Origin of the sequence: Hymenobacter sp. BT18, from assembly GCF_012273015.1 — a bacterium.
Lineage (GTDB): Bacteria > Bacteroidota > Bacteroidia > Cytophagales > Hymenobacteraceae > Hymenobacter > Hymenobacter lutimineralis.
In genome coordinates this window covers 1,385,555-1,408,583 of the sequence record NZ_CP050954.1, presented here as the reverse complement: position 1 = coordinate 1,408,583, position 23,029 = coordinate 1,385,555, and the positions used below count along the sequence as shown (strand labels likewise).

At 59.5% G+C, this 23,029-nt stretch carries 20 protein-coding genes; 8 read left to right on the top strand and 12 right to left on the bottom strand.

Annotated elements, in window-relative coordinates; translation table 11 throughout:
- Positions 1–17: 17 nt before the first annotated feature.
- Positions 18–830, bottom strand: coding sequence for a lysophospholipid acyltransferase family protein (locus tag HER32_RS05800; protein WP_149071312.1), 813 nt, complete (start codon positions 828–830; stop codon positions 18–20).
- Positions 831–910: 80 nt separating this feature from the next.
- On the bottom strand, positions 911–1,492 hold the full coding sequence (locus tag HER32_RS05795; RefSeq protein ID WP_168681159.1) for an NUDIX domain-containing protein: 582 nt from the start codon (positions 1,490–1,492) through the stop codon (positions 911–913).
- Between the two features lie 184 nt (positions 1,493–1,676).
- On the opposite strand from HER32_RS05795, the gene HER32_RS05790 reads away from it, so the two are divergent.
- The gene (locus tag HER32_RS05790) at positions 1,677–1,916 is read left to right on the top strand and encodes a hypothetical protein (protein ID WP_149071314.1); all 240 of its coding nucleotides are present in this window, start codon (positions 1,677–1,679) and stop codon (positions 1,914–1,916) included.
- 123 nt (positions 1,917–2,039) lie between these two features.
- Positions 2,040–2,615, top strand: a complete 576-nt coding sequence (locus HER32_RS05785) for a ribonuclease HII (RefSeq protein ID WP_168683229.1) — start codon at positions 2,040–2,042, stop codon at positions 2,613–2,615.
- A gap of 44 nt (positions 2,616–2,659) precedes the next feature.
- Here HER32_RS05785 and HER32_RS05780 read toward each other — a convergent pair whose 3' ends face one another.
- The 3 genes from HER32_RS05780 to HER32_RS05770 all read right to left on the bottom strand — a co-directional run bounded on the left by HER32_RS05780 (position 2,660) and on the right by HER32_RS05770 (position 5,113).
- Positions 2,660–3,112: a response regulator gene (locus tag HER32_RS05780; RefSeq protein WP_168681157.1), complete on the bottom strand. Its 453-nt coding sequence runs from the start codon at positions 3,110–3,112 to the stop codon at positions 2,660–2,662.
- Positions 3,113–3,178: 66 nt separating this feature from the next.
- The gene (locus HER32_RS05775) at positions 3,179–4,711 is read right to left on the bottom strand and encodes a sensor histidine kinase (RefSeq protein ID WP_149071317.1); all 1,533 of its coding nucleotides are present in this window, start codon (positions 4,709–4,711) and stop codon (positions 3,179–3,181) included.
- A 36-nt stretch (positions 4,712–4,747) separates the two neighbouring features.
- Positions 4,748–5,113: a CZB domain-containing protein gene (locus tag HER32_RS05770; RefSeq protein WP_168681155.1), complete on the bottom strand. Its 366-nt coding sequence runs from the start codon at positions 5,111–5,113 to the stop codon at positions 4,748–4,750.
- A 179-nt stretch (positions 5,114–5,292) separates the two neighbouring features.
- On the opposite strand from HER32_RS05770, the gene gcvT reads away from it, so the two are divergent.
- Both gcvT and HER32_RS05760 read left to right on the top strand, forming a co-directional pair.
- Entirely contained in the window at positions 5,293–6,399 is a 1,107-nt protein-coding gene (gene gcvT / locus HER32_RS05765) for a glycine cleavage system aminomethyltransferase GcvT (protein ID WP_149071319.1), read from the top strand.
- Between the two features lie 125 nt (positions 6,400–6,524).
- Positions 6,525–7,256 (top strand): 2-phosphosulfolactate phosphatase, encoded by a 732-nt coding sequence (locus HER32_RS05760; protein ID WP_149071320.1) that lies wholly within the window; start codon positions 6,525–6,527, stop codon positions 7,254–7,256.
- 35 nt (positions 7,257–7,291) lie between these two features.
- Here the strand turns inward: HER32_RS05760 and HER32_RS05755 are convergent, their stop codons facing one another.
- Together HER32_RS05755 and dtd are read right to left on the bottom strand one after the other, a co-directional pair.
- Positions 7,292–7,618, bottom strand: coding sequence for a nucleotide pyrophosphohydrolase (locus HER32_RS05755; RefSeq protein WP_149071321.1), 327 nt, complete (start codon positions 7,616–7,618; stop codon positions 7,292–7,294).
- A 50-nt stretch (positions 7,619–7,668) separates the two neighbouring features.
- Positions 7,669–8,118, bottom strand: coding sequence for a D-aminoacyl-tRNA deacylase (dtd, locus tag HER32_RS05750; protein ID WP_149071322.1), 450 nt, complete (start codon positions 8,116–8,118; stop codon positions 7,669–7,671).
- A 56-nt stretch (positions 8,119–8,174) separates the two neighbouring features.
- Here dtd and HER32_RS05745 point away from each other — a divergent pair, with 56 nt between their 5' ends.
- The gene (locus HER32_RS05745; RefSeq protein ID WP_168681152.1) at positions 8,175–9,707 is read left to right on the top strand and encodes a hypothetical protein; all 1,533 of its coding nucleotides are present in this window, start codon (positions 8,175–8,177) and stop codon (positions 9,705–9,707) included.
- Between the two features lie 64 nt (positions 9,708–9,771).
- Here HER32_RS05745 and HER32_RS05740 read toward each other — a convergent pair whose 3' ends face one another.
- The 4 genes from HER32_RS05740 to HER32_RS05725 all read right to left on the bottom strand — a co-directional run bounded on the left by HER32_RS05740 (position 9,772) and on the right by HER32_RS05725 (position 15,181).
- Complete coding sequence (locus tag HER32_RS05740) at positions 9,772–11,187, bottom strand: hypothetical protein (RefSeq protein WP_168681150.1); 1,416 nt, start codon at positions 11,185–11,187, stop codon at positions 9,772–9,774.
- A 52-nt stretch (positions 11,188–11,239) separates the two neighbouring features.
- The gene (locus HER32_RS05735) at positions 11,240–12,472 is read right to left on the bottom strand and encodes an OmpP1/FadL family transporter (protein ID WP_168681148.1); all 1,233 of its coding nucleotides are present in this window, start codon (positions 12,470–12,472) and stop codon (positions 11,240–11,242) included.
- Positions 12,473–12,567: 95 nt separating this feature from the next.
- The gene (gene mltG, locus HER32_RS05730) at positions 12,568–13,560 is read right to left on the bottom strand and encodes an endolytic transglycosylase MltG (protein ID WP_168681146.1); all 993 of its coding nucleotides are present in this window, start codon (positions 13,558–13,560) and stop codon (positions 12,568–12,570) included.
- Between the two features lie 136 nt (positions 13,561–13,696).
- Complete coding sequence (locus HER32_RS05725) at positions 13,697–15,181, bottom strand: helix-turn-helix domain-containing protein (protein WP_168681144.1); 1,485 nt, start codon at positions 15,179–15,181, stop codon at positions 13,697–13,699.
- A gap of 206 nt (positions 15,182–15,387) precedes the next feature.
- On the opposite strand from HER32_RS05725, the gene aceB reads away from it, so the two are divergent.
- Both aceB and aceA read left to right on the top strand, forming a co-directional pair.
- Positions 15,388–17,019: a malate synthase A gene (aceB, locus tag HER32_RS05720; protein ID WP_168681142.1), complete on the top strand. Its 1,632-nt coding sequence runs from the start codon at positions 15,388–15,390 to the stop codon at positions 17,017–17,019.
- 132 nt (positions 17,020–17,151) lie between these two features.
- Positions 17,152–18,432 carry an isocitrate lyase gene (aceA, locus tag HER32_RS05715; RefSeq protein ID WP_168681140.1) on the top strand — a complete coding sequence of 427 codons (1,281 nt, stop codon included), beginning with the start codon at positions 17,152–17,154 and terminating at the stop codon, positions 18,430–18,432.
- A 164-nt stretch (positions 18,433–18,596) separates the two neighbouring features.
- On the opposite strand, the gene HER32_RS05710 is transcribed toward aceA, so the two are convergent.
- Positions 18,597–19,781, bottom strand: coding sequence for a ribonuclease D (locus tag HER32_RS05710; RefSeq protein WP_168681138.1), 1,185 nt, complete (start codon positions 19,779–19,781; stop codon positions 18,597–18,599).
- 181 nt (positions 19,782–19,962) lie between these two features.
- Between HER32_RS05710 and HER32_RS05705 the strand changes: the two genes are divergently transcribed.
- Complete coding sequence (locus HER32_RS05705; protein WP_168681136.1) at positions 19,963–23,004, top strand: SusC/RagA family TonB-linked outer membrane protein; 3,042 nt, start codon at positions 19,963–19,965, stop codon at positions 23,002–23,004.
- Positions 23,005–23,029 lie beyond the last annotated feature (25 nt).

The window sequence follows — 23,029 nt, the reverse complement described above, 5'->3', positions numbered from 1 at the left end:
GAAACGAATCAGCCGGGTTATTGGCTGGCTGGCTGAGATGCCCGGTGGGCAAAAATGGGCCAGAAAGAAGGGGCCGGAATACCAGCTGCTTCCGGCAGGAAAGCACTGGCAATAGCCTCATAGGCCTGCTGACGAAGGCGGGGGGCATCGGCCTGGGTGAGGCCCTGCGTCGAAATCGGCTCGTGAAAGACCACCTGTAAAGGCGAATAGCGCACCCGTAGCGTACCGGCCACGTCGGGCATAAACCGGTGGTTCAGGGGCATGGTAATGGGCACAATGGGCACCCCGGCGGCAATAGCCAGCTGAAAGGCCCCGTCTTTGAACGGCATCATTTCCTCTCCCGGTTTGCGGGAAATAGTACCCTCCGGAAAGATAACGATGGAACGGCCCTGCGCCAGGCTTTGGCGCGCATACACCATGGAGCGGCCCCGGCTCACGGCGCTTTCCCGATTAACGGTAATGTAGGTGCGCCCAAAGATTGGCCCCCACACGGGCACCTCAGCCAGGGCACTCTTGCCCATGATGTTCAGGAACCCGGGAATGGCCTTGAACAGGAGCAGAATATCGATGTAGGAGCTGTGATTGGCTACATATACGCAGGGCGGATCGGTGGGGCGAGGCTGGCGCCCCTGCACCCGAACCGGCACACCCCACATGCCCAGGGAAAAGATGGACCAGAGACGGTTGATGCGGTGCAGGTGGCGGTGGCCCTGCGGCTTCTTACTCAGGAGTAGCTGGGCCGGGTACGTTACCGCAAAAGGCAGCACAAACCAGAAGGTGCTCCAGCTGGTGTACAGGCGGTGTCCGATATAACGAAGCACTTGACGCATATGGGCAAAGGTAGCAGGTTGGCAAATGAATGCAGAATAACAACTCCTTGGATGAAGAATAAAGGAAGATGCCTTAGTTTCTAACCGGCCGCTGCGCGCTGCTGCAAATACCGCTCGGCCTTGAGTAGCCCGGCCACGCTGATGGCATCGGTAATGCGGTTGTTCATGGCCATTTCTACCGCTTCGCGCAGCGGCAGCTTCCAGAGGTGTAACTGCTCGGTTTCTTCGTGTTCGGTAGGGCCGGGGGTAAGCTCCTCCGCCAAAAACACGAAGCCTTCCTCGTCGGTCACGGAGTTGGAGGTGTGCAGCCGGGCAATATTGGTCCAGCGCGCCGCCAGCAGCCCGGTTTCCTCGCGCAGCTCCCGCTGCGCCGACTCCAGAATGTCCAGTTCCACGGGCCCGCCGCCCATGGGTATTTCCCAGCAGTACTCGTTCAGGGCGTAGCGGTACTGGCCCACCAGCCAGGTGTTGCCTTCCGCATCAACCGGGATAATGCCCAAGGCCTTGTTTTTCATGGAAACCACTCCGTAAATGCCCGGGTTGCCGGCCGGGTTGATGACCTGGTCTTCGCGCACCCGGATCCAGGGGTTCTGGTACTTTATTTCCGAGCCCAGCACTTGCCAGGGGTTGTGCGTTTCGTCGGGAGCAGGGGAGGTTGACATAGCAAGACAGCAGGAGGTAAACGCCAGACCGGCAGAACGGCTTGTGCAGCGCCAACGGGCAAGCTACTGCCGCTGCTGCAATAATAGGGTATCGGGCCGGATCTACGGTGCCTCAACCTGGGCCCGGAACCTGCCGTACCATACCAGACCGGCCGTTCACATTCCGGCCGCTTTTCTAGTGTATATGGCTAACCAACCCAAGAAACCAGCGGCTACCGAAGTCGGCGACCCGCTCTTCAACTTAAAGCATGCCCAAGCCGAAAGTGAGCTGGCACAGCATACCGGCGGCCTGGGCCCGGTAACCAACGAATACATCACCACCGACGAAGACGAAGCCCTCGACGAAGGCCCGCGCGACAAGCAGGGCCACCGCCGCGGCGAGTCGGGCCCCGACGAAGCGGGCAGCACGGCCGGGCGTCATTAGGCGGCGCGGCCCTCGTAACAATAAATTTGGCTGCCCCTGAGCAGCATACAAAAGGCCTCTCCGGTTGCCACTGCTGCCGGGGAGGCCTTTTGGCTTGTCTTGGTGCTTACCTTTGCGGGCGTGATGCTGCTTTCCTCTTTCTCTGGCCAGCCCTTGGAAGCCGGCCTCGACGAAGCCGGGCGAGGCTGTCTGGCCGGTCCTGTGTTTGCGGCGGCCGTGATCCTGCCGCCCGATTTTTCCTGCGCTTACCTCAACGACTCCAAGCAGATGACAGCCCGGCGGCGTGACCGGGCCCGGGAGCAAATCTGCCGGGAAGCCGTGGCATGGGCCGTGGCCGAAGCCTCCTTAGCGGAAATTGCCGAGCTGAACATTGCCCAGGCCAGCTACCTGGCCATGCACCGCGCTGTTGATGCGCTGGCCGTACAGCCCACGCATCTGATTGTGGATGGCAACCGGTTTAAGCGCCATAGCACCCTGCCGCATACCTGCCATATTGGGGGCGATGGTAAGTTCCAGAGTATTGCCGCGGCCTCCGTACTGGCCAAGACTTTCCGCGACGAGCGTATGCACGCCCTAGCAGCAGAATATCCAGGATATCAGTGGGAGCAGAACGCGGGTTACCCCACGGCGCAGCACCGCGCGGCTATCCGCGCGCTGGGCCCAACCAAGCATCACCGAATGGGGTTCCGGCTGCTGTAGCCCCATAAAAGCAGTAGGGACTTTAGCTGGCCACGCCACAGTGGCTAGTGCGGCTTGTCTTTGAGCTGCAGCAAATCCAAGAACAAACTGAAGCCATCCACCGTCGAGCCGCCTTCCCCGAATTTATCGAAGTTCAGGGGCTTGATGATGTAGCCGCTCACGGCCAGGTCGCGGGCTTTGAGCCGGTCATTTTCCAGGTCGGAGGTCGTCATGATAAACACGTTCAGGCCCACAAAATCTGGGTCGGAGCGCAAGGCTTCCAGCAGCTCCAGGCCGTTCATGCGGGGCATGTTGATGTCCAGCATCACTACGCTGGGCTTGGCGATTGGGGGCTGCCCGTTTTCGCCGCGCAGCAGCTGCAGGGCGTCCCGGCCATTGCGGGCAATGTGCAGGGGAACGTCGATGTTGTGCTTGCGTAGCTCGCGCTGCACATTCATGATATCCATCTGGTCGTCCTCGACGAGCAGGATACTAGGTTCAGAAGCAGAGTCAGACATACAAAAAACGGCTAAGACAGCACGTTGAGTTGAGGGGGAACAAAACCTATACGGGTACCGGATACTTTAGGCCACTGCTACGGTGGGGGCTGGGGTAGCCTCGGGGCGTATCTCCCTGACCTTGGGCCAGGTGAAAATAAAGCGCGCCCCCTTGCCCTCCGCCGATTCTACCAGAATGGTGCCGCCCTGTCGCTCCACGATCTTCTTGACAATGGCCAGGCCTACGCCGGTGCTTTCCAGCGTGTCGCGCTCGGTGAGCGTCTGGAAAATGACGAAGATTCGTTCGTGGTATTCGGCGGCTATGCCTGGGCCGTTGTCGGCGATGGTGAAGGTATAGTGGGCGCGGTGCTCGGTGCAGCCGATGCGGACCCACCCTTTTTCTGGCTGGTGGTGGTACTTGAGGGCATTGCTGAGCAGGTTGCTAAACACTTGCTGCAGCTCCACCCGCGAAGTAAACAACGTGGGCAGGTAAGGTGGCAGCTCAATGCGGAAGCCCGGCGGCAAACTCAGCATGTCCACTGTTTCGTTGAGCAGCTCCCGCACACTCACCCGCTCCTGCACGTGCCGGGTGCGGCCCACCCGCGCCAGGTCCAGAATGCCGGTAATCAGGTTTTCCATGCGGTGTACGCGGGTGCGCATCAGCTGCAGAAACTCCCGGATGTGTTCGGGTAGGTCCTGGTTCATATCTTCCTCTATCCAGCGTGAGGCGCTTTCGATGCCGCGCAGGGGCGCTTTCAGGTCGTGCGACACCACGTAGGCAAACTGGTCCAGCTCCTGGTTGCGGTTTTCCAGCTGGCTTACGGTGGTGTCGATGGTGTTCGACATAACGTTGAGGGAAGTAGCCAGTTCGCTCAGCTCATCGTGGGCGGTGTCGTCGATGCGGGTTTTATAGTCGCCCCCGGCCAGGCGCGTAGCCAGGGCCACCATGTTGCCGATGCGGCGGGCAAAGAGCCGGGTGACGTAATAGGCCCATAGCAACCCCAGAACAATAGCTAGTAGCGTAATGACAATAGAAAGCACCCGGGTTTCGCGGATGCTGGCGGCCAGCTTTTCGCGTAGCTCGTCGCGGTCGGCCAGCTCGGCGCGGTCAAAGCTGCGGAACATCGTACGAATTTCATCAGTCAGCTCCTTGCCCGAAAGGGTTTCCATCAGCCCCCGGTGCTCCATGCCCTCCAGGCCGCTTTGGTTGGGAATGCGCCGGGTGGCGTCGCGCTTTTCCGCAATCAGCAGGTGCGAGTAAGCCGACCATTGCTGGTAGAGGCGCTGAATGCGCTGGAGGCGGGCGTACTGGCGCCCGGCCGGGTTCAACGTGCTCTTGAGATGGGAAAAGCGCGAGAGCAGCTCCCGCTCCCCCTGGTAATAGGGCACCAGCATCGTTTCGTTGCCGATGAGCATAAAGCCCCGAAACCCCGACTCCATGTCAATAATATTGCGCAGCAGCGAGGTAGCGTCGGACGTTACGCGCTGGGAGCGTTCTACGCGCTCCAGGTTGCGCAGCACCTTACGGGAAAGCTGGTAGTTTACCGCCACTACGGCCGTAAACAGAAGAAAAATTGCCAGGAAACCGGCAAAGACTTTGGTTGCGAGGGTAGGCTTCATGCCGCTAAGTGCCCAAGGATGACCTGCGTGTCGAGGTTAGGCGCCGTTACGTAGCTTTTGCTGCATGGTTTGTAGAAGCACGGTAATCTGGTCACTGATGTGCTGAATAGTGGGAAATCCGGCCAAGGCCTGCTCGGTGTGCCCAGCCAGGTGCAGGTCCATCAGCTCATTGGCCACACGGTGCACCAGCTGGTGCTGCCGGTCCAGCTCATGAGCTTCGGGCAGGTGGGCATATCTGGTGAGGGCCGTGCCCCGGATCCACTGGCCCAGGCTGCAAACCTCCGGGTCGCGGATGGGGCTTTCCTCGGTTTTGGTACCGTGCAGAAAGGAGCGGAGCTTGGATTTAAAGAGTACGTGCTTAACCAAAGCACTTTCAAAGTCTTGTTTTATTTCGTCGAGCATGTATATGGCAGGGAGCTGGCGGAGAGAGGCCAAAACAGTACTAAGCTCCTCGGCAAAGATAAGGTTCCGGGCCGGTGCGCGGATGGCCCAAGGGTTTTGGCTAATTTCGCCGCGTTGTTGCCGGAGCCGAGTTGTTGCGGTAACGGCCCCACTATTTCCACCCAACCACCCGTTTGCTCATGGCTGAAGACCTCAAAACCGTTGCTCTCAACGACGTGCACCAGCAACTAGGCGCCAAAATGGTGCCCTTTGCCGGCTACAACATGCCCGTTCGTTACTCCTCCGACCTCGAAGAGCACCACACTGTGCGCCGCGCCGTGGGCATTTTCGATGTGTCGCACATGGGTGAGTTCCGGGTGCGCGGCCCGCAGGCCCTGGCCCTGATTCAGCGCGTGACCAGCAACGACGCCAGCAAGCTTACCGATGGCAAAGCCCAGTATTCCTGCCTGCCCAACGAGCAGGGCGGCATCGTCGACGACTTACTGGTGTATAAGCTCGCCGACGAAGACTATATGCTGGTGGTCAATGCCTCGAACATCGACAAGGACTGGAGCTGGATTCAGCAGTACAACCAGGAGTTTAAGGCCGATATGGAAAACGTATCGGACCAGCTGAGCTTGTTTGCCGTGCAGGGCCCCAAGGCTGCCGACGCACTCCAGAGCCTCACCGACGTAGATTTGAAAAGCATTCCGTACTACTCCTTCGTGCAGGGTACGTTTGCCGGCCAGCCTAACGTGATTATCTCCGCCACGGGCTATACCGGCGCGGGCGGCTTCGAGCTGTACATTCCCAACGAATCGGCCCACGCTATCTGGAGCAAGATTCTGGAAGCTGGCCAGCCCTACGGCCTCAAGCCCATTGGCCTGGGCGCCCGCGACACCCTGCGCCTGGAAATGGGCTTCTGCCTCTACGGCAACGACATCAACGATACGACCTCACCCCTGGAAGGCGGGCTGGGCTGGATTACCAAGTTCACGAAAGACTTTGTGCACAGTGCTGCCCTCAAGCAACAAAAGGAGCAGGGCGTGCAGCGCAAGCTGGTGGGCTTCCTTATGGACGGCCCCGGCATTCCGCGCGCGCATTATGACCTGGTGAACGAAGCCGGCGAGAAGGTAGGCGAGGTGACCAGCGGCACTCAGTCGCCGAGTTTGAGCAAAGGCATTGGGCTGGGCTACGTAGCCACGGAGCTGAGTGCGCCCGGCAGCAAAGTGTTTGTGCAAGTGCGCGGCAAAAACCTGCCGGCTACCATCACCAAGCTGCCCTTCGTGAAAGGCACGGAAGAATAACGGACAAGTTGTGATAGAGTGCCAGCTGTCGGCTTTGGGCTGGCGGCTGGCATTTCGTTTAAAAACCCGCTCATCCCGTATGCGTTTCGCGGCCGGCCTATCCTGCCGCTTACTGTTAGTACCTGATGCCCCAAGTCGACCTTTGTTTTTCCCCGGAGCTGCTGGCTCTGTACCACCTGCCTGGCAAAGTAGTGGTAGTAGTAGATATCCTGCGGGCTACGTCCAGTATTGTTACGGCTCTGGCCAATGGCGTTACCCATGTGTTTCCGGTAGCGGAGCTGGCTGAGTGCCGGGCCCTGGGGGAGCAGCACGGCTGCCTTACCGCCGCCGAGCGGGATGGCCGCGCCGCCGCCGGATTCGATTTGGGCAATTCCCCCTTTGGCTACCTCGATGGCGTGGTAGAAGTGAAAGGCCGGGCCGTGGCCATTAGTACTACCAATGGCACCCACGCCCTGCGCCGCTCCCTGGCGGCCGATGCGGTGGTGGTGGGCGCATTCCTGAACCTGCAGGCCGTGGTGGAGTTTGCCGAAGCCCAGCAGAAAGATGTGCTGGTTGTGTGTGCCGGCTGGAAAGGCCAGTTTTGCCTGGAGGATACCGTATTCGGTGGGGCGTTGGCCGCGCGGCTGGCCGCTAGCGGCTTCGACGTAACTAGCTCCGACGCCACCCTGGCTGCCCTGCACCTGTGGGAGCGGGCCGAGGCCGATTTACCGGCTTACCTGCTCCAGTCATCCCACGTACGGCGCCTCAACTCCCTGGAGGCCAACAAGGACTTTGTCTTCTGCCTGCAGCTGGATGCCTACCCGCACACACTGCCCCTGTGGCGCACCGACCGACTGGTGAACGAGGTAATGCACTAGCGGCGGCCAAACGTTGCGCAGCTGCTTACCCGCGCTTAGCGCAGCTTTTCATTTTGCTGGTGCCGGTCGGCATCCCGCTGAGTTTTTTTGGCCAGGTTGCGCTGAAGCGCGTCGGTGAGGTTCACGCCGGTTTGGTTTGCCAGGCAAATCACCACAAAGAGCACGTCGGCTAGCTCATCGGCCAGCACCTTGTCGCGGTCCGAGGCTTTGAAGGACTGCTCCCCGTACTGGCGGGCAATAATGCGGGCTACTTCGCCTACTTCTTCCGTGAGCATAGCCATGTTGGTTAGCTCATTGAAGTACCGGACGCCGGTTGTCTGAATCCACTGGTCAACGGTTTGCTGGGCTTCGTCGATGGTCATAAAAGCTGGGAAAGGAGAAGGAAAAAGGGGAAGTGGGGTGAAGGCGGGGCTTACGCAGTGGGCGAATCCAGCACTATGGTCACGGGGCCGTCGTTGAGGAGCTCCACCTGCATATCGGCGCCAAACTCCCCGGTGGGCACGGGCTTACCCAGCAGTTGCGCTACTTCCCGCACAAACTGCTCGTAGAGCGGAATAGCCACGGGCGGGGGCGCGGCCCCAATGTAGCTGGGGCGGTTGCCTTTGCGGGCGTCGGCCAGCAAGGTAAACTGACTTACCACCAGAATCTGCCCATCAATATCCTGGACCGACCGGTTCATCTTGCCTTCCTCATCGGAGAAGATGCGCAGCTGCACCAGCTTGCGGGCCATCCAGCCCAGGGCCTGTGCATCGTCGTCGGGACTGAACCCGGCCAGCACCAGCAGGCCGGGGCCAATCTGGCCGGTGAGCTGTCCGGCCACCGTAACCTGGGCGTGGCTTACCCGCTGAATAACTGTGCGCATAGGGAAACGGCAGAGTAGTGGGTTTTTGTCGTACTTCGTGGGCTGATTTTACCTGCATGCCCGCCGCGAAAAACGACAAATTCTGGCCGAAAACCTGGCCCTGGCTGCTGCCGGCTCTGGCGCTGCTGGCTGCCGTCCGCCTGCACGGCCTCTCCGTTGCCGCCTTTCCTGACTACGACTCGGTGCGTAACTGGCAGATTGTGCAGGAAATAGCCGGTGGCAACTGGCAGCACCTGTTTCACCACGCCAGCCCGGGCTTCTTCCTGCTCTATGCTCCCGTGGCGGCCCTGCACCCCGATTTTCACGTATTTCTGTACCTAAATGCCCTGCTGGCGGTGGCGGCGGTGGGCTGGCTGGCGGCCTTTGTGGGGCGGGTAGCTGCCTTGCCCTCCGTGGTGGTAGCTGTGTTGGCGTTAGTAGTAGGCACCTCGTTGCTGCTTACCTTTTCTGGCCGTGACTTCACCATCAGCTCTGCCGGACTGCTGGCTTTTGTGGGACTGCTCCAGGCCTATTACCAGCGCTTAGGTCAACCCAGCCGTCAAACGCTGCTTCGGGCAGCGCTGTGGCTGGCCGTCGGCCTGCTTTTTCAGTACCGGTTTCTGCTGGTGCTGCCAATCCTGGCCGTGTTTGAGGGGTTGCAGCGAGACGGCCTGCTCTGGCAGCGCGGCAACCTGCTGCGGGTAGCCGCTGTGTTGGGTGCTCCGTACGTACTCCTGGGGCTGGTAGGCTGGCTGATGGCCGGTTTACCGGTGTATCGTTGGGAGGCTGCCTACGCGGGTATCCTGTTCCCGTCCGTGGCTAACGCGGCCCACCGCAGCGGCAATTTTCGGCTTGATCTGGGCTACTACCCGCGTTATCTCTGGGAGTTTGGCTCCCCGCTGTTGTGGCTTGGCGTGCTGGCTACGCCGGTGTTTGCCTGGGGAAGCTGGGTGCGTACCCGGCCTTGGACGCCGGCCGGGTATCTGAGCATCTGGGCGGGACTGTTTCTGGCCGGCATGTCGCTGCTATTGAAAGCACCCCGGGGCTTGCTCTTTGCCGAAGGGTTGTTTACCGTGCTTGGGGTGCTGGCCCTCCAGCAGGGGCTGCAACGCGTGAGCCTACGGCAGAGCGGCTCCATCCTCGTGGGCCTGCTGCTGGCTGCCGCCGGCTGGAACCTTTACCGCTTACCCCAGGAAATCTACCGCTACGCGCCCACGTCCTACCCTCAGGTAGTAGCTTGGCTGCGCCAGCACAAGGTGCAGCGTGTGGCCAGCACCGTGGGAATGGGCGTGGCGCCGTTTGCACGCCCGGCCGGCATTGAGGTCTACAACGTGCATACGCTGGCGCAGCTGCAGGAGGCCCGCCGCGCCGGCATTACCTACGTGCTGCTGGATGGCTACCGGCTGGTTACGGGCGTGGATGAATTTACCGGGCTGGAAAACAACTTAAAGCTGACTACTTTCCCGGAGCCTATGCTGACTTCCCCGCTGCTGTTTCTGGAGCATTCCGAGTTTACGGGCGCTACTTATGCCGAAACCCTGGCGCGGCAGCAGCAGGCGGCCTCCGCACCAGCCCAGCTAACCATCATGCAGCTTGCACCTGCCAACTAACAGAACAGGCCGCTCCATGTAGAGCGGCCCGGACTGTGATACTGATTTGGAATGTATTTTTTAGCTAATCCGGCAGCGAAGTAGTCGGGAGGGTGTTCACATCCAACAGGGGCAAATTAGCCCGGTAGTAGCTGTTGATCTGGCGTAAAAACTCATTCGCCACCAATCCGTTGCCACGCGGTGTAAGGGAGTAGAGGTCCAGGGAAAAGAAGTTGCCCCGCACCGGGTCGCCGGAGTATTCCACCCCGTTGATGTTGACGCCCCCGCTCACGCCGCCTGCGCCACTTACGCCGCTCACGTTGATAAACAGTTGATTGACATCAACCAAAGCCACTTTGTATTTGCCGGTCTTGGGGTCGGTTAGGGTTTTCAGCGCGGCGTTTACCCTGCCGATAATCGGATCTACCCGGCCGAATTCGGTTGCGTCCAGCACTTGCGCCCGCGCGATAGGCGCCCGCGCATCCATGCCATATAGCAGGGTTTCCTGGGTACCGTCGGGGTTGGTGTACGTTACCGGTTGGCCTACCAGCTCCAGGTACGCTGGCAAAACAATATCATCATTCGTAATGGGCCGGGCTTCGTTGGTTAGGGAAGAAATGATGTACACTACGATCTGGCTGTTGCCGGTAGCAGTGCGGGCGCGGTTTTGCACTTTGTCGCCTGCTCCCAACTGGAAGTAGGGCAGAGTCTTCAGACTGGGAATGGTAGCTACGGCACCCGGTCGGTTGTTGGCCGTGAGGGCATCGAGCAGCACGCTCAGATTCGCAATGATGAGGTCATTACTCGTGGTGGTTGGCCGCTGGGTGCACTCACCACCTTTCAGCGCGTAGGGCAGCAAATCTTCCAAGCCCACCATGGCGGTGAAGAAGGTGGCCTTGCTCTCACTTACGGCCTGCAGGTAGGAGCGCGAGTCGCTGGCGGGCAGTAGCCGCTCAAAGTAGCTGTTGAAGGGCGCGCCGGTTGCGGCGTTGGCTTCCAGGCCCAGGCCGGGTGTGGCAATCTGCGTGAGCCGCAAACCCGGCACGGAGAGGTTATTGGGCAGGCTCAGTCCCTGCGCCCGGCTATACAGGTAGGTGGTATCGGTAGTACCGCAGCTGTTGGCAATACCATACTTGGCCCGAATGGTAGTGCGCGCCGCCGGTACTTGCTCCGTAACTGGAACGCCCAGCGCCGAAATGCTCTGCAGCTTGAGGTAGCCGGTGCCCGCGGTGCCCTCTACCAGGGGCTGCACGAAGGAGATGCCCGGCTGCGCCAGCGAGAACTGATACGCCAGCATGTTGGGATAAGAGTAGCGCTGACTTAAGGACGTAACGCCGCCATTGCTGAAGCCGGCAGAATACAAACCTCCTACGGCCACGTAACGGCTCATATCCAGCGAACCAGCGCTGGGCGTGGGCTCCGTCTGATCGGGGACACAGGCGCTGAAGGCCAGCACGGGTGCCAGCAACAGGCGTGAAAAAGAAAGGGAAGAACGTTTCACAGACAAAAGAAAATGCCCCGCCTACCGGAGGCAGGCGCTGGCCGTCAGGAATTTAGAACGAATACGACAGCCCCACGGCGGCCGTGTGCACAAACGTGCGGTAAGTGCCAATGATGTTGGCCGTCTGCTCCTGGGCCTGGTTGTCGCGGGCCGTGCGCGTGGCCAGCACCCCAAACTGGTAAGCCAGGTCCAGGTTGACCTTAGGCGCCATGGCAAAAGAGCAACCCAGGGAGCCCGCCAGCTTATTCCCATCGGGGAGGTCGGGAGCTACATATTCATCCCGCAATGGGCTTTCGTCGTAAAGCACGCCCACCCGTAGGGCAGTTTTGGGGTCGAGCTGGTATTCGGCGCCTATTTTAAAGGCCATAGCGTCTTCGTAGCGCCGGGGCTGGGAGGCCCGGGCAGCCTGGCTGTTGGCAAACCGGAAGGTGACGGAGTCCGTCTTCGTCCAGTTGGTCAGGGTAAAGTCAAACAGCAGGTTGAGCTTCGGCGTTATCCGGTTCGCCAGGCCAACCGACAGCGTTCCGGGCAGGTACACGTCGGTTTCCATCTGGTTGCTGCTGGTAAAGCGGCCAGCGTCGGTTTCCGGTACGTTGCGGAAAGTGGCGGTGCCATCCTTCACCTGGAGGCGCATGCCCGAGCGGTAGCTAATGCCAAACGACAAATCCTCGGAAGAGCGACCGTAGATACCCACATTGAAGCCCAGGGCGTTGGCACTGCCCTTGTATTCAGCATCGGCATTGAAAGCCCCAAACTGGCCTAACGCGCGCAGCTGCCGTACCCGGCCGTGCGTGAACACGGCTCCGGCCCCCACGCCAAAGTTCTCGCTGATGGCGTAGGCCACCGTGGGCTGCACCTGCACGGTATAGAGGCTGGACTGCTGCACTACGCTACGGCCCTCCCAGGAGAGCGGCCAGCTGGTATCATATGCGAAGGGGGTAGTCACGCTCAGCCCAGCCGAAATGCCCTTGCCCAGGTAGCGCGAGGCAAATAGGTAGCCCGAGGGCACCGGCGTCATGTCCTGGAAAGTTTTGCGGCGCGTGTTGGTGGAGAGAAACGACGTGCGGCGGGCCTGAGCCATGCCTCCTACGCTAATGCGCAGGAGCGAGTCGCGCATCCCCAGCGCCCCGGGATTGTAAAATGCCGCTGCCGGATGGTAGGCCAGCGCCGTGGCGGCGCCGCCCAGCCCTAGCAGCCGGGCTCCTTGCGGACCAGTTTCGAAGCCCCCGGCTACCGCAGCCGAGGTAAGCAAGCAAAAGAAAGCGGAAATGTAAGGAAGCCTCATGCAGACGGATTTGCGGACAATGGCACAAAGGTAGTTGATTGCGCCGGGTCCTTTTCGTTGCTGGCACCACAACTATCGACTTTCTTCCCTGAACACTAGCGCATAATGCGCAGGCTATCCAGGTGCTGCTGGTAGCGGCGGGCGTTGCGCTTATGCTCGGCGTAGGTTTCGGCAAAATCCGAATAGCCACTACCATCGGGCCGGGCGCAGAAAAACACGTACTGGTGCGCCGCCGGCTTGAGTACTGCATCTAGGCTTTGGCGGTTGGCGGAGGTGATGGGCCCCGGCGGCAGGCCTTTGTGTTTGTAGGTATTATAAGGCGAGTCCACGAGCTTGTCTTTATTAAGCACGCGCTTGACGCCAAAGTTGCCAATAGCCCACAACAGGGTAGGGTCGGCCTGCAGGCGCATGCCCCGCCGCAGACGGTTTAGGTACACCCCAGCAATGATGGGCTTATCCTCTTTCTTGGCCGTTTCGCGCTGCACGATGCTGGCCAGTACGTGCACCTCCGTTGGCGTGAGGCCCAGCGAATCGGCCTGGGCCCGGCGGCGCGGAGTCCAGAAACGGCCATGCACGCGCGCGGCCGTATCCAGCAGCGCTGCGGCCGAGGTGGTCCAGAGCAGGTGGTAAGAGCCAGGCAAGAAAAGCGTCAGCACCGTGGTGGTGTCCAGGTGGTAGCGCTTTTGCAGGTAGTCATTGTCGTTTAGCAGCCGGCGCAGGCTGGCAGAGTCAGCTTCGAGCTGGCGGGAGAATTGGCGGGCCAGCTGAGGCTTGTATTTGAAGGCCTGAAGCTCAAAATGCACGGTATCTTGTCGTCCAGCCAACAGCATGTCCAGCAAGGCCTGGTTGCCCAGCCCCGGTGTGAGCAGGTAGCGGCCCGGGCGCACCCGCTCGGGGTACTCGCGCCGCCGGGCCAGCCACTCAAACGAGCGGAGGTCCTGGAGTAGCTCCTGTTGCCTGAGGGTAGCCAGTACCGTACTGAATGAGCTGCCCGTGCGGATGTACAGATAGGCTGGACCTTCCGGAGAAGCGGCCACGTTGGGGCGCCACAGCAGCCACCAGGCACCCGCGGTAGCCAGAAGTGCCATTACCGCCACCACTACTGCCCCAACCCACAAACTCCGCCCAAGCCGACGGGAACCGTTACTACGCACACCAAAGCAATTAGCCCAACATTCCCCAAAGATAGGAGGGATGCTGGGCTAAGCAGGATTGGCTAAGGGGCTAGCCGGCGTTTACGAGGTTCGAAATGGCGTCCCGCAGGGCTTGCTGGCGGGCCTTCCGCTCAATTTCCACGGGCGGAGCCGAGCGCACTTCGCAATCCGGAATCTGGCACCGCTCACAGGTTTCGTTTACCCGCTTCTGCGGAATGGCCGGGTCTTCGAGGAAGCGCACCTTGTGGCGCAGGGTATCATCGCAGAGCAGCCCCACCGTCACGCTCACGGCCGGTTCTACCACGCTGCCCGCCCGGGCCAGCGTCAGGCACAGGTACTCGTCGCTGTTGGGATACAAAGAGCGTTGGGCCCCAATGCTGAAGGCCGGGGCTTGCCGTAAGGCTTGCTGGCGGCTTTCGTGGATAAGGCGCAGGGAAATCCAGCGGCGGCAGTAGTGCTCGTGCAGCTCGTTGCCGTGGGGGTTGTGCAGGCGGGAAAGGTGCAGCTCCTTGGTCAGCAGGTAGCCGGCATTCGCCTTAGCCTGGTCGAACCGCAGGAAAAACAAGCTCTGCAAACCAAAATGACGGGGCAGTAGGTTGGTCAGGCGCTGCATGAACATCTCCGGCGAAACGCCATACTTCGTCAGCAAATCCAGCAGGCTGTTGGGGTTCCAATGGTCGGCGGCAAAGAACTGCTGCAGGTCGCGCACCAGGTTGTCTTCCTCCATCAGCAGGGCCCCGGCAAAGTAGGAAGCCTTGAAGTTGTTGAGTACCTCATCAAAGGAGCGTACCGGGAAATTGGCATTCACGTAGGGCCGCTCCTTCATGCCAAGGTAGTTGAAGGCCACTTCCCGGGCCAGCACGAAGGACTCCTGTGCCCGCGTGAGGCCCGGCCGCAGCAGCAGGCGCTTGAGCTTGGGCTGGTACACGGAGCGTAGCCGGCCCAGCGAGTCATAGTCGCCGAGGGTGGTCCGGTCTACGGTGTAGCCATACTCCTCACACAAGACTTTCTCCAGCTGCGCTGTGTCGAAAGGGGGCGCTGTAGTGAGGTTGCGTTCTACCGCGAAGGTGTGCACGTCCTGTTCCAACTCCTCAAAGTAGTTGTCGTGCATTTCCTGGTAGGAGCGAAGCGCGGCCAGAAAAAAGTTCTCCTGGCGTAGTTCATAGTTGCGCGCTATTTCGAACAGGGTGCTGATGAAGGCATTCATCTTGGCCGGCGCATCGGCAATCAACTCCACGATGCGGATGGGCTCCAGCCCGAACATCTCCAGCGGAAACTCCTTCAGTACATCCGACTGCAGCAGCTCGGAAATAGGCTCCAGGCGGCGGCTAAGTGTAAGGGACGTGAGCTGGTCGTAGGAAACTCCCAGCACTTTGCTCATACTCAGTATCTTATCCGCCTTCGGGTACTTTTTGCCCTTTTCGATTTCGTTGAGGTACGACACCGATACGTCACAGGCACGCGCTAGCTCCGCCGGCGTAAATCCGCGTTCCTGACGCAGCTCCCGCAGTTTAAGACCAAAAATTAAGCGAACAACTTGTCCGTGACTAAGCATAGGTAAGGGGGAATGGGAGGGGAACAGACCCCAGGCAGCGAGGGTGCAAGAAAAGCGAATTTTCTGGGACTCTGAACAAACAGAGAATGGGACAAAAGTATCACTTTTTGGCGATTATCATCTTTTAGCGAATATTCGCTTGATTAATAAAATTCGCTTAAGTATGTTTGGGTATCAACATGGTTCACCCTTTCAACCAGATACCCATGACGTTTTTTGCCCAAATGCAGCCCGTAGCGGCCCCACCTACTTACCGGACCCCCGAACGAGTGAAAGTGCTGGGGGCATATTCGGTCGAGTTTGCCGATATCCTTACGCCCTCTGCTTTGGCTTTTGTGGCCGAGCTGCACCGCCGCTTCGACCCAACCCGGCAGCATTTGCTGGCCCGGCGCGAGGAGCGTCAACGTGAATTCGCTGCCGGCAAGCTCCCCGATTTCCTGCCCGAGACCCGGCTGATCCGGGAAAAGTCCTGGGAAGTAGCCCCCGTACCCGCCGATTTGCAGGACCGCCGCGTGGAAATAACCGGTCCCGTGGAGCGCAAAATGATTATCAACGCCCTGAACTCGGGTGCGAAGGTGTTCATGGCTGATTTCGAAGACTCAAACTCGCCCACCTGGGAAAACGTGGTGCAAGGGCAGCTGAATTTGCGGGATGCCGTGCGCGGCACTATTTCCTTGTCTACCCCCGCCAAGGAGTATCGCCTGAACGAGCGGGTAGCCACCCTGATGGTGCGGCCCCGCGGCTGGCACCTGGAGGAAAAGCACGTGCTGGTAGATGGGGAGCCCATCAGCGCGGCCCTGTTCGACTTCGGGCTTTACTTCTTTCACAACGCCCACGAGCTCTGCGCCCGGGGCAGTGGCCCGTACTACTACTTGCCCAAGCTGGAAAGCCACTTAGAAGCCCGGCTGTGGAATGATGTGTTCGGGTTTGCGCAGTGGTCGATGAAAATGGCTAAGTGCACCATCAAAGCCACAGTGCTGATTGAGACCCTGCCCGCGGCTTTTGAGCTCAACGAAATCCTGTATGAGCTGCGTGAGCACAGCGCGGGTCTCAACTGTGGCCGCTGGGACTACATCTTCAGCTACATTAAGCGCCTGGGCTGCCAGCCGGAATTCCGGCTGCCCAACCGGGCGGAGGTGACGATGGCCGTACCGTTTATGGCGGCCTACTCGCAGCTGGTGGTACAAACATGCCACCGCCGCGGCGTGCACGCCATTGGGGGCATGGCCGCCCAGATTCCTATCAAGAACAACCCCGAAGCCAACGAGGCCGCCCTGGAAAAAGTGCGGCTGGACAAAGTGCGGGAAGCCCGTAACGGCCACGACGGCACCTGGGTAGCACACCCCGGCCTGGTACCCGTTGCCCTGGACGTGTTCAATGAGCTGATGCCCGGCCCTAACCAAATCAGCAATAAGCGCGAAGATTTGCGCGTGACGGCCGCCGACCTGCTCCAGGCCCCTACCGGCTCTATCACGGAGGAAGGCCTGAAACTGAACATCGACGTGGCGGTGCAATACATTGAATCCTGGCTGCAGGGCAATGGCTGCGTGCCCATCTACCATTTGATGGAGGATGCGGCTACGGCCGAAATCAGCCGCGCCCAGGTGTGGCAGTGGATTCATACCCCCAACACGACCCTGCAGGACGGTCGGCCCGTTACGTTGGAGCTGTACCGCTCCCTGGTGCCGGGCCAGCTGGCCAAGATCCGGGAACTGGTAGGAGAGGCGCGCTATACCAACGGCCGCTACCTGGAAGCCGCTCAGCTGTTTGATCAGCTGGTGAGCCCGCCCCGGTTCACCGAGTTTCTGACGGTGCCCGCCTACGATAAGCTGGCCTAGCCCGCCCCGGAAGGAAACGCACTTTCTTATCGATTTAAAAAATGCTACCTGCCGGTAGCCTGGCCGCGCTTTGCCCAGCTGCAGGCGCCTTTTTCTCTCGTCTTCCTTTTCTCAACCTTAATTCCCAGTACCATGAACAAGCAGGAACACATTGCCGCTATTAACCAGGAATGGGCTTCTAACCCGCGCTGGCAAGGAATTGTCCGGCCCTATACCGCCGAGGACGTGCTGCGTCTGCGCGGCTCCGTGCAGATTGAGTACTCCTTGGCCCGGCAGGGGGCCGAGCGTTTGTGGAACCTGCTGCACACGGAGCAGTACGTAGCGGGTTTGGGCGCCCTCACCGGCAACCAGGCCGTGCAGGAAGTCCAGGCGGGCCTCAACGCCATTTACCTGAGCGGCTGGCAGGTGGCAGCCGATGCCAACGGCGCCGGCCAGATTTACCCCGATCAGAGCTTGTACCCTGCTGACAGCGTGCCGAGCGTAGTGCGCCGCATCAACAATGCCCTGCTGCGCGCCGACCAGATCCAGAGCGTGTCCGGGGAAGGCAGCGTGCACTGGATGGTGCCCATCGTGGCCGATGCCGAAGCGGGCTTTGGGGGCAATCTGAATGCCTTTGAGCTGATGAAAATGATGATTGAAGCCGGCGCGGCGGGCGTGCACTTCGAAGATCAGCTTTCCTCGGCCAAGAAGTGCGGCCACCTGGGCGGCAAAGTGCTGGTGCCTACCCAGGAAGCCATCAACAAGCTGGTAGCAGCGCGCCTGGCCGCCGATGTGATGGGCGTACCCACGCTGGTAGTGGCCCGCACCGACGCCGATGCTGCCGACCTGATTACTTCTGACGTGGACAGCCGCGACCTGCCCTTTATCCTGCAGGAGGCTGAGCGCACGTCGGAAGGGTTTTTCCGGGTGCGCTGCGGCGTAGAAGCGGGTATTGCCCGTGGTCTGGCTTACGCGCCCTACGCTGACCTGATCTGGATGGAAACTTCCCACCCCGATTTGGCGCAGGCCCGGCAGTTCGCCGAGGGTATTCACGCCAAATTCCCTGGTAAGCTGCTGGCCTACAACTGCTCGCCCTCTTTCAACTGGGCCGCTAAGCTCAGCCGAAAGCAAATGGAAACGTTCCGCGAAGAATTGGCTGCCATGGGCTATAAGTTCCAATTCATCACCCTGGCAGGCTTCCATGCTCTCAACACGAGCATGTTTGAGCTGGCCGCGGCCTACCGTGACCGGGGAATGGCCGGCTACTCGGAGCTGCAGGAGCGGGAGTTTGCCCTGCAGAAGCAAGGCTTCAAGGCCGTGAAGCACCAGGCCTTCGTGGGTACCGGCTACTTCGACGAGGTTCAGAATGTGGTATCAGCGGGCCGAGCCAGCACCGGGGCCCTGGTAGGCAGTACGGAGGCTGCTCAGTTCTAAACCACGGACTCCGGCGGACGATGCGCTTAAATCGTCTGCTATTGAATAGAAGAAGCCTCGCATAGTGCGGGGCTTCTTCTTTTTGTGCGTTCCGGATGACAAGCGGATAAAGCGCATCGTCCCCAAAATCCGCGAAATCCGAAAAATCCGCCGGAATCCGTGGTTTACATCGGCTGAGCGACTACGCCGAAGTCAAGCCCGTGGCGTTGCGCGGTTTCCTGCAGGATGGTCTTTTGCCAGGGGCGCAGTACCGTGTCGGCGCCTTGCTCCACGATGTCCCCAATCAGGCGGTTAGAAAGCACCAGGTTGGCTACGTAGCTGTTTACGTCCTGGGTGATGTGCGTTTTCACTTGGTTGAGCCACTGCTCCCGGGCATCGGCCTGGGCGGCTTTTTCGCCGGTGAGGCGGCGTCGGAATGGGAACCGACGGTTCTCGGCGGTGACTGCCGGCTCGGGGGTAGCCACAAAGTTCTCGGGCGACAAGGCCGTGAGCTGCTCCAGGTAAGGGGAGCGGCGGAGTTCGGGGTGCAGGCCCCGGGCATTTTTCCAGTCGTTCAAGCTACGAGGGGTGTCGCGCACCAGCTCGGCCAGCCGGTCGTTGGCAAACACCATGTATGGCGGACGGTCGAGCTGCCGGGCTATGGTGTCCCGCAGCATGTACAAGTCGCGGAACAGGGGCAGCTCGGCGGGCAAAATGCGGTACTTACCCGCAATACGCAGGTAGGGCCGCTCGTCGCGGGTGTAGCGTACATCCTCCAGCGCTTTGTTTTCCTCTTCGGCCCAGTGGCTGCGCCCCAGGCTTTCCAGGCGGGCCGCCAGCCGGTCAGTCAGCTCAAACAGGTACAGCACGTCGTTGGCGGCGTAGAGCTTCTGGGCTTCCGTGAGAGGGCGCTTCAGCCAGTTCGACTTCTGCTCGCCTTTGTCGACTTCAAGGCCCAGCTCGGTCTGAATCAGTCGACCCAAAGAAATATTGTTTTCCGATTCGGCCAGCAGCGTGTACTGCACACTGGTATCCGTAATGGGCCGCACGTGTACCCCGTAGAGTTCATCCAGCAGCAGAATATCGGACTTACAGCTGTGAAATACCTTTTCCACGGCTGGGTTGCGGAGCACTTCCCACAGGGGCTCCAGCTCCTGAGCAGGATTGGTAAGCGGCAGCGGGTCGATGAGGTAAACATTTTCACCGTCAAACACTTGGATGAGGGCCAGGTTGCGACCGTAGCGGTAGCGCATATCGTCAAACTCAAGGTCGACGCCGATGCGTGGGCGAGCCTGCAAGGCCGTGGCGGCCTGCGCAATGGCTGCAGGAGTGGTGAGGTAGTGGATAGCCGGCATTACAGGAAATTTCACGCAAAGAACGTGGAATTTGACAGTCTTCAGCATCTACCAAATATTAGTTAGCCAACCCAATATCTTGAGGAGGCTCAACCGGAATCTGCCATAATTTCTTAGTATTGCCAAATGAGGCCCATTTGCGGGGCGTGCATTTGGGCCTTTTTCACTCACTCAAACCGACCGGGAGGTCACACACATGAAACAGAAAGTACTCCTCTCCCTGGTGCTGTACCTGTTGCTGGGCATCTCTGCCTGGGCTCAGACACGCGCCGTGAGCGGCCGCGTAACCGGTGCCGGCGACGGTGCCGGCTTGCCGGGCGTAACCGTGCTGGAGCGCGGCACCACCAATGGCACCAGCACCGATGCTGGCGGCAACTTCACCCTCAACGTGCAGGAAGGCGCCTCGCTGATCTTCAGCTCTATTGGCTTCGTGTCCCAAACGCTGCCTGTCACGGGTGGCACCATCAACGTACGCCTGCAAACCAATGAAACCCTGCTCAACGAAGCAGTAGTAGTGGGCTACGGCACCCAGGCCAAAAGAGACCTGACCGGCTCAGTAACCCAGCTGAGCAGCAAAGACGTGGAAAACGTGCCCACTGTTAGCTTCGAGCAGGCCATTCAGGGCCGCACGCCGGGTGTACAAATCAACCAAGGCTCCGGTAAGCTGGGCCAGGGCGTGACCATTCGCGTGCGTGGCTCATCGTCTATCACGGCTTCCAACCAGCCTTTGTATGTAATCGATGGTATTCCGGTTACCTCTCAGGACGTAGGCCTAGCTAGCTCCGAACCTCTCAACCCCCTAGCTGATCTGAATCCCAACGACATTGAAAGCATCACCATCCTAAAAGATGCAGCCGCTTCCGCCATCTATGGTTCGCGCGCTTCCAATGGGGTAATTCTGGTGACTACCAAGAAAGGTCGTCAGGGCGAATCGAAGGTGAACGTAGGCTATTACGTGGGTACCAGCCGCGCCACTCGCATCCGGGAATTCTTGAACCGCGACCAATATAAGGAGTTCTTCGGGGAGGCTATTACCAATGCTTCGCTCATTCCGGGCTCCGCTATTAATGCAGAGTATGGCCCTAACGACGGTTCAGACCCTGACTACCTGGCAAGAGCCTTCAGTGATTTTGGTGGCATCGACTACAACTCCAATCTCGATACGAAGTGGAATGAGTTGGCTTTCCGCAAAGGCAAAGTTTCCCAGTATGATGCCAACATCAGCGGAGGCGACGCCAAAACCCGTTTCTACATCAGCGGCAACTACAGCGACCAGACGGGTATTATTATCGGTAACCAGTATCGGCGGGGTTCGTTGCGCACTAACTTCGACCACAATGTTTCGGATAAGCTGAAAGTAGGTCTGAACCTGTCGCTGGTACGCTCGGTGAACGACCGGGTGCCAGACGACAACGCCTTCACCAACCCCATTCAGATGAACGCCCTGCCTCCACTGCAGGCTGCCTACGATCCTACCGATCCAACGGGATTCAACCGGGGTACATTGTACGAAAATGCCTTAGTTTCCCTTAACACGGGTACCAACCGCTCCGGTAACTACCGCTCCATCGGTACGGCTACGCTGAGTTTCCAGCCGATCAAAAACCTGACTCTGCGCTCGGAACTTGGTGGCGACTTCTTGAGTTTGCGAGAAGAGCTGTACTACAGCCGCCTCTCCAACGATGGCGCACCTGATGGCTATGGCTACAGCAACCAAGTACAGGCTGTAAACTACACTACCAACAATACGGCTACTTGGGCCCAGACTATTGGCGAGGACCATACGTTTGACGTACTAGCTGGCTTCACTTTCCAGCGCTACGATCAGTCGCAGTCGGCAGTAGAAGGCCGGGGTTTTCCTAGTGACCAATTCCGCCGCTTGGCTTCGGCCGCCCGCTTTACCTCGGGTAGCGGTTCTTCCGGCACGGGATACTCCTTCCTGTCGCTGCTCAGCCGCGTAAACTACGCCTTCGCCAACCGCTACCTCTTCTCGGCTAGCATACGCGGTGACCAGTCCTCGCGCTTCGGCCGCGAAGAGCGTTGGGGCGTATTTCCGGCCGCTTCGGCTGGCTGGGTGATCAGCGAAGAAAGCTTCCTGCAGGAAAACAGTGTAGTGAGCTTTTTGAAGCTGCGCGCCAGCTATGGTCTGACTGGTAACGCCGAAATCGGCAACTTTGACTCGCGTACGCTTTATAGCGGCAGCCAATATGGCTCGGAGCCGGGCATCGTTCCTGGTGTAGTACTGGGTAACGACCAACTGACCTGGGAAAACACCGCTCAGGCGGACTTAGGGTTGGAGTTCGGCTTCGCAAATGACCGCATTACGGGGGAAGTGGATGTTTACCAGAAAAACACTACCGACCTGTTGCTCAATGACCAGCTACCCTTCACGGGTGGTTACCAGGTAATTACACGAAACCTGGGTAAATTACGGAACCGTGGTGTTGAATTCTCGCTGAATACGCGCAACATCGACAACGCCTTTAAATGGACCACGAACTTCAACATTACCTTCAACCGTAACGAAGTATCGGACCTGAACGGTCAGATTCTGACCACGGGTTCCCGTAACCTAAGCAACGTGCGTGAGGGAGAACCAATCGGCGTGTTCTGGGGTATTGAGTACGCAGGCGTTGACCCTGCTAACGGCGACGCACTTTATTACACGGCGGATGGCAGCAAAACCAACCAGCCGGGTGATGCAGAGCGCCGCAAGCTGGGCGACCCGAACCCCGACTTTACGGGTGGTCTGACGAATACTTTTGCTTTCAAAGGATTTGAAGTGAGCTTGCTCAACCAGTTCACCTACGGCAACGACGTGTACAACACGGCTGGTTTCTTCCAGTCGGTAAACGGCGACTACTTTGATAACCAGACAGTCGATCAGCTGAAGCGTTGGCAGAAACCCGGTGATGTGACGAATGTGCCTCAGGCTCGCTTCTTGGAGGGTAACGGTGGCCGTGCTTCTTCCCGCTGGATCCAGGATGGCTCGTTCTTCCGCTTCAAAAACCTGACGGTGGCTTACAACCTGCCCAAAGAGTGGGCTGGCAAAGCCCGCCTCTCCAACGCCCGTATCTACGTGACGGGGCAGAACCTGCTCACCATCACGAACTACGATGGCTACGACCCTGAGGTAAACAGCTCCTTCAATGGCCTGCCCAACTACCTCGTGGGACACGACTTTTACACGCCGCCACTGGCCAAAACCTGGCTGGTTGGGGTAAACCTTGGTTTTTAATCAGACGGCGTTTTCAGAGCTCAAC

What these genes read in the sequence shown, in the direction of transcription:
- HER32_RS05775 (WP_149071317.1), bottom strand. Translation starts at nt 4,711, where the DNA reads ATGAAGCCTACCCTCGCAACCAAAGTCTTTGCCGGTTTCCTGGCAATT.
- aceA (WP_168681140.1), top strand. Translation starts at nt 17,152, where the DNA reads ATGAACAAGCAGGAACACATTGCCGCTATTAACCAGGAATGGGCTTCT.
- HER32_RS05705 (WP_168681136.1), top strand. Translation starts at nt 19,963, where the DNA reads ATGAAACAGAAAGTACTCCTCTCCCTGGTGCTGTACCTGTTGCTGGGC.
- HER32_RS05770 (WP_168681155.1), bottom strand. Translation starts at nt 5,113, where the DNA reads ATGCTCGACGAAATAAAACAAGACTTTGAAAGTGCTTTGGTTAAGCAC.
- HER32_RS05745 (WP_168681152.1), top strand. Translation starts at nt 8,175, where the DNA reads ATGCCCGCCGCGAAAAACGACAAATTCTGGCCGAAAACCTGGCCCTGG.
- HER32_RS05795 (WP_168681159.1), bottom strand. Translation starts at nt 1,492, where the DNA reads ATGTCAACCTCCCCTGCTCCCGACGAAACGCACAACCCCTGGCAAGTG.
- mltG (WP_168681146.1), bottom strand. Translation starts at nt 13,560, where the DNA reads ATGGCACTTCTGGCTACCGCGGGTGCCTGGTGGCTGCTGTGGCGCCCC.
- HER32_RS05790 (WP_149071314.1), top strand. Translation starts at nt 1,677, where the DNA reads ATGGCTAACCAACCCAAGAAACCAGCGGCTACCGAAGTCGGCGACCCG.
- HER32_RS05800 (WP_149071312.1), bottom strand. Translation starts at nt 830, where the DNA reads ATGCGTCAAGTGCTTCGTTATATCGGACACCGCCTGTACACCAGCTGG.
- gcvT (WP_149071319.1), top strand. Translation starts at nt 5,293, where the DNA reads ATGGCTGAAGACCTCAAAACCGTTGCTCTCAACGACGTGCACCAGCAA.
- HER32_RS05755 (WP_149071321.1), bottom strand. Translation starts at nt 7,618, where the DNA reads ATGACCATCGACGAAGCCCAGCAAACCGTTGACCAGTGGATTCAGACA.
- HER32_RS05785 (WP_168683229.1), top strand. Translation starts at nt 2,040, where the DNA reads ATGCTGCTTTCCTCTTTCTCTGGCCAGCCCTTGGAAGCCGGCCTCGAC.
- dtd (WP_149071322.1), bottom strand. Translation starts at nt 8,118, where the DNA reads ATGCGCACAGTTATTCAGCGGGTAAGCCACGCCCAGGTTACGGTGGCC.
- HER32_RS05735 (WP_168681148.1), bottom strand. Translation starts at nt 12,472, where the DNA reads ATGAGGCTTCCTTACATTTCCGCTTTCTTTTGCTTGCTTACCTCGGCT.
- HER32_RS05780 (WP_168681157.1), bottom strand. Translation starts at nt 3,112, where the DNA reads ATGTCTGACTCTGCTTCTGAACCTAGTATCCTGCTCGTCGAGGACGAC.
- HER32_RS05725 (WP_168681144.1), bottom strand. Translation starts at nt 15,181, where the DNA reads ATGCTTAGTCACGGACAAGTTGTTCGCTTAATTTTTGGTCTTAAACTG.
- aceB (WP_168681142.1), top strand. Translation starts at nt 15,388, where the DNA reads ATGACGTTTTTTGCCCAAATGCAGCCCGTAGCGGCCCCACCTACTTAC.
- HER32_RS05760 (WP_149071320.1), top strand. Translation starts at nt 6,525, where the DNA reads ATGCCCCAAGTCGACCTTTGTTTTTCCCCGGAGCTGCTGGCTCTGTAC.